Genomic DNA, 4,453 nt, shown 5'->3' with positions numbered 1-4,453 from the left:
CCGGCCAACGGCTTCATCGGCCGCCTTGCCTTCGAGCACGCCAGCATCGCGCATCCGGCGCCATTCGCTGATCAGCGAGGAGTACAGGCCCTCCCGGCGAAGGTAGGCCCCACCCTGCTGCTCCTGGCAGGCCTGTTCGTAGGCGGCCAGATGCGCCAGCTTCTGCTCCGGGGTGAAGCTCCGGCGCCGAGCCGGGCCACCAGCACGAGGGTGAGCGTCACTCATCTGTCCATCATCGGCGATCGCGGACAACGGCGGGGCGAACGTGGAACTACTCATGGTGATCGATCCTGAATCTCGCCCTGCGTCAGGCGGACTTGCTGTGAACCACTGGACTCAACTCACCCTGACACGCAGGGGCCGGGGACCGTTGAAGCCGTCATGAACACTGGATACGACAACTACCGGCCCGAGGTGCACAAGAGTGAGGAGCAGTGGCGTGAGGAACTGACGCCGCAGGAGTTCCAGGTACTCCGGAAGGCGGGCACCGAGAGGCCGTACACGGGCCAGTACTACGACGCGCACACCACCGGTGTCTATCAGTGCCGGGCGTGTGGCCAAGAGCTGTTCACCAGCACTGATAAGTTCGACTCGCACTGCGGGTGGCCCTCGTTCTGGGCTCCCCTGGCCGAGGACAGGGTGCGTTACCTACGTGATCGGTCCTTGGGGATGGAGCGCATCGAAGTGCGCTGTTCCCGATGCGACTCCCACCTGGGGCACCTCTTCGAAGGTGAAGGTTTCCAGACCCCCACCGATCAGCGGTTCTGCATCAACTCGATCTCCATGAAACTGATTTCCTCCGACTGAGTGGCCGCCCACCGGCTGAACCCTCAGCGCGCCGGCTCCAGGGCTTCGCCGCCGCCGGCGCGCTGACCAACCGGCCCCCAGGTCACCGGGGCAGAGAACATGGGCCGGGACGGGGTACCGCACCAGCAGTTCCCGTCCCGGCTCGTTCCGGGTCACGGCAACGGTCGTTTCCGGGCTACCGGCGGCGGGCGTGCTGCAGCGACTCGGCAGCCGTGAGGATGGATGCCCCCAGAAGCACGGTGTCCTTGAGCAGGAACTGCCCCACCATGGACAACTTGGTTTTCCCGTGGTTCTCCTGCTGCACTCCCGGGGTCGTGGCCATGAAACTGAGCGTGGTGACGAACATCCCTACCGCCCCGAGGCTGCCCAGGGCCGAAGCGCGCGGGGCGAGGGGCTTGGCGGCGATGAGAGCTCCCATACCGATCTCGGCCACCCCGATCAGCTGCGCTGTCTTCTTCTCCCCCAGCTTCTTGAGCACCCCGGAGAACAAGGGGCTGGAGGTGACCAGGGGCCTGATGTTCTCCATCTCGTAGTCCTGGAATTTCAGGGAACCGATCCAGACGAGGTTCGTCACCAGGGAATAGCGCAGTACCGAATTCCCCATCTGCTCGATCCCCGTGGTGGAAGTGTTCTTCGTCATCATTTTCTTGTCTCCTCGTTTTTTCTTGTAGATATCACTCGGACTTGAAAAGGAACCCACGGTTCCATGCTCATGCAGCACCTGGTTCTGCACCGGCAACCCGCGGTTTCCCACCGACGCAGCGTGGTACGCACACCCCGTCTTCCGCGTTGTCTGTGCCGCAACCCTTTCCCCGGGCCACCTGCGGAACTCGCGCGCACAGGCGCGTCGGGACGACCTCGTCGGCTTCGTGCGCCACCTCACGTGCTTCCGGACGCATCATGGTCCGGAATCGTCGTCGCCAGGTGTCAACAGGGCTCATCCCTTCCGAGCTATCGGCCTGCGAGTCGAACCGTGCCCATGAACAACTTCGCAGGCCATGTCGGCGGCCAGCTCGACCAGCGCAGGATCCCGTGTCATCTTGGCGGACGTTTTCGCCCCGTCGTACAGCACCATCACCTTGTCCACCGCGGTCGAGGACCCGTCCTCCCCGAGCAAATGGGCGATATGTGAGGCCAGTGCTTCCCGGTAATGAGCGATCACCTGGCCCACCCCGAGATCATCCGGGCGTTCGATGGCGGCGTTCATGAACGGGCATCCGTGGAACGTGCCGGCCAGAACATCGACAGAGATTCCATCGAAGAAGACTCTCAAGCGCTCAGTCGCGCTGGCCCGGGGGTCGTCCCTGGTTTCGGAAGCGGCTTTCCAGGTGGCCTCCTCCTGCTGGAGGTAAGCCACTACCAGAGCCTGTTTGTTGCCGAAGTGGTGATACATGCTGCCCTTGGCCACGCCGACCTCAGCGATCACCAGATCGATGCCGGTGGCATTGATGCCGCGTGTGTAGAACAGCCGGCGGGCGGTCGCCATGATCCGCTCACGAGCTCCCGTGGACCTCGCAGGCGACCGGTTCGGCGCAGTGGCCTGGGCTTCGGGGATGACTGCCATCATGCGCACCATGCTAGACGGATCCGTCTACAATCGTGGCTGGCGCCGCGCCGGAGGCCCGTAAGACAACCGATCCCCCGGGTCTCTGACGGGGCTTGGAGGAGGAAACCTGAACGCTGAAATTCTCGCTATCAACGGTGCGTCCGGTGGTGTCTACGGTGTGCCGGCAACCGTGGTGACGAAGGGAATGATGGCATGATGCAGACCTATCAGTACGACGTGGAGATCCTGCACCTGCTCGTGTCCCCGGGCCATGCCTACTTCGGCCGCGCCCGGGACGGCGCGGCGGACGTGCCCACCACGGATGCCGACCGGGTCGAGCTGGTGGCCGGCAAGGGCGTGGTGGGCGACCGGTTCTTCGGCAAGGCCGCGCACATGGACGCCGCCCTCACCCTGCTCGCCGTCGAAGCACTCGAGGCCATGGCGGCAGATCTGGGCACACCTCCCTTCGACCCGCTCCTGACCCGGCGCAACGTGGTCCTCCGGGGCGCCGAGCTGGCGCCCCTGCTCGGCGGGGAATTCGCGTTGGAGTCCCAAGGTGCTTTCGTGCGGCTGCGGGGTGGGCGGCCGGCCCACCCCTGCGCCTGGATGGACCGGGTGCTCGCCCCGGGCGCGCACGCCGCCATGCGCGGCCGGGGCGGCCTGCGCTGCCAAGTGCTCTCGGACGGGTTCCTGCACCGCGGGCCGGCCGTACTGCACAGCCCTGTCCCGCTCGAGGCCGAACGAGCCGGGGATTCCGTCCGGCGGCGACGGGACTGCTGAAGGTTCGGTTGACACTTCGGGTGTGGTGGTTCAGGCCGCTTTCGTCGGCCAGTAGATGGTCTCAAACTCGACCGGTGTCGTCTTTCCAAGGGCGCGCTGCCGGCGTCGGCGGTGGTAGGTCCGTTCGATCCAGGTGACGATCGCCAGCCGCAGCTCAGCGCGGCTGCTCCACCGGCGGCTGTTCAGGACGTTCTTCTGCAGGAGGGCGAAGAAGGACTCCATCGCGGCGTTGTCCGCGCTGGAGGCCACCCGTCCCATCGACCCGACCAGTCCGGCCCGGTGCAAGGCGGTGACGTAGGGCCGAGCACGGAACTGGCTGCCCCTATCGGCGTGCACCACGCAGCCGGTGACCTCGCCCGGGCCGCGGCGGGCGACGGCCATCTCGAGGGCGTCAACCGCGAGGGCGGCCGGCATCCGGTCGTCGATCGAGTAGCCGACGATCCGGCGCGACCACACGTCCTTGACCGCGCACAGGTACAGCTTCCCCTCGGCGGTGGCGTGCTCGGTGATGTCGGTCAGCCACAACCGGTTCGGGCCTGTCGCGGTGAAGTCCCGCTCGACGAGGTCGTCGTGCACGGGCGGGCCCGGCTTCTTCCACCGGCCACGAGTGCGGGCGTGGGCGGAGACGATCTGTGCTTGGGAGCAGATCTTCCATACCCGCCGCTCCGAGATCTCGTGCCCGGCCGCGGCGAGCTCGTCGGCGATGAACCGGTACCCGAACCCAGGGTCGTCACGGTGGACCTCGAACGCGGCGTTCATCGCGTAGGCGTCGACCAGGTCCCGCTCGCTGACCGGGTCGGCGCACCAGGCATAGAACGCCTGGGTCGAGAACTTCAGCACCCGGCAGGTCACCGTCACGGGGATCCCGTCGACGGCAAGGTCACGGACCAGCGGGTAGGTCATTTTGGGCTCTGACCCAGCCTCAAGTTCGCCTGCGACAGGTACGCCGCGGCGCGGCGCAGGACCTCGTTCTCCTGCTCCAGCAAGCGGATCTTCTTCCGCGCCTCGCGCAGCTCCTCGTTCTCGGCCTTGGTCACGCCGGGACGGTGGCCGTCCTCGACATCGGCCTGATGGAGCCAGTTGCGTAGGCAGGACTCGGAGATCCCGAAGTCCTTGGCGAGCTGAGCGATCGGGGCCTCGCCACGACGGGCGACCGCGACCACGTCGTCACGGAACTCCTTGGGGTGTGCTGCAGGCATGTCGACATCCTTCCAGCGGGGACCTCATGTCCCCACAGATCAGGTGTCAACCGAACCTTCAGCAGTCCCGAGGACTGGGGACGTGCTGTCTCGTGTCCGCTCGTGCGTCCTGGCGCGGATC

General features: G+C 66.2%; 4 protein-coding genes and 2 pseudogenes. 2 read left to right on the top strand and 4 right to left on the bottom strand.

The genetic code is table 11. The features are described from left to right. A pseudogene (locus ACFI33_RS11595) lies at window positions 1–225 on the bottom strand (IS3-like element ISAar46 family transposase); the annotation flags it as partial. 156 nt (window positions 226–381) lie between these two features. Between ACFI33_RS11595 and msrB the strand changes: the two are divergent. Continuing rightward, window positions 382–807 (top strand): peptide-methionine (R)-S-oxide reductase MsrB, encoded by a 426-nt coding sequence (gene msrB / locus ACFI33_RS11590; RefSeq protein ID WP_053447646.1) that lies wholly within the window; start codon window positions 382–384, stop codon window positions 805–807. 175 nt (window positions 808–982) lie between these two features. On the opposite strand, the gene ACFI33_RS11585 is transcribed toward msrB, so the two are convergent. After that, a complete protein-coding gene (locus ACFI33_RS11585) occupies window positions 983–1,450 on the bottom strand; it encodes a YkgB family protein (protein ID WP_020624493.1) in 468 nt (155 codons plus the stop codon). 294 nt (window positions 1,451–1,744) lie between these two features. After that, entirely contained in the window at window positions 1,745–2,374 is a 630-nt protein-coding gene (locus tag ACFI33_RS11580; protein ID WP_158443063.1) for a TetR/AcrR family transcriptional regulator, read from the bottom strand. Between the two features lie 192 nt (window positions 2,375–2,566). Here ACFI33_RS11580 and ACFI33_RS11575 point away from each other — a divergent pair, with 192 nt between their 5' ends. After that, the gene (locus ACFI33_RS11575; RefSeq protein ID WP_206481644.1) at window positions 2,567–3,133 is read left to right on the top strand and encodes an MOSC domain-containing protein; all 567 of its coding nucleotides are present in this window, start codon (window positions 2,567–2,569) and stop codon (window positions 3,131–3,133) included. A 30-nt stretch (window positions 3,134–3,163) separates the two neighbouring features. Here ACFI33_RS11575 and ACFI33_RS11570 read toward each other — a convergent pair. Further along, window positions 3,164–4,332, bottom strand: a pseudogene (locus ACFI33_RS11570) (IS3 family transposase). Window positions 4,333–4,453 lie beyond the last annotated feature (121 nt).

The sequence above is a fragment of the Micrococcus sp. PSi08 genome, assembly GCF_054960655.1.
Note: the sequence above shows the minus strand (reverse complement) of the source record. Positions and strands in the feature narration are given on the sequence as shown.

Excerpts from the sequence above, each read along its gene's own strand:
- ACFI33_RS11580 (WP_158443063.1), bottom strand. The coding sequence starts at position 2,374 with ATGATGGCAGTCATCCCCGAAGCCCAGGCCACTGCGCCGAACCGGTCG.
- ACFI33_RS11575 (WP_206481644.1), top strand. The coding sequence starts at position 2,567 with ATGATGCAGACCTATCAGTACGACGTGGAGATCCTGCACCTGCTCGTG.
- msrB (WP_053447646.1), top strand. The coding sequence starts at position 382 with ATGAACACTGGATACGACAACTACCGGCCCGAGGTGCACAAGAGTGAG.
- ACFI33_RS11585 (WP_020624493.1), bottom strand. The coding sequence starts at position 1,450 with ATGATGACGAAGAACACTTCCACCACGGGGATCGAGCAGATGGGGAAT.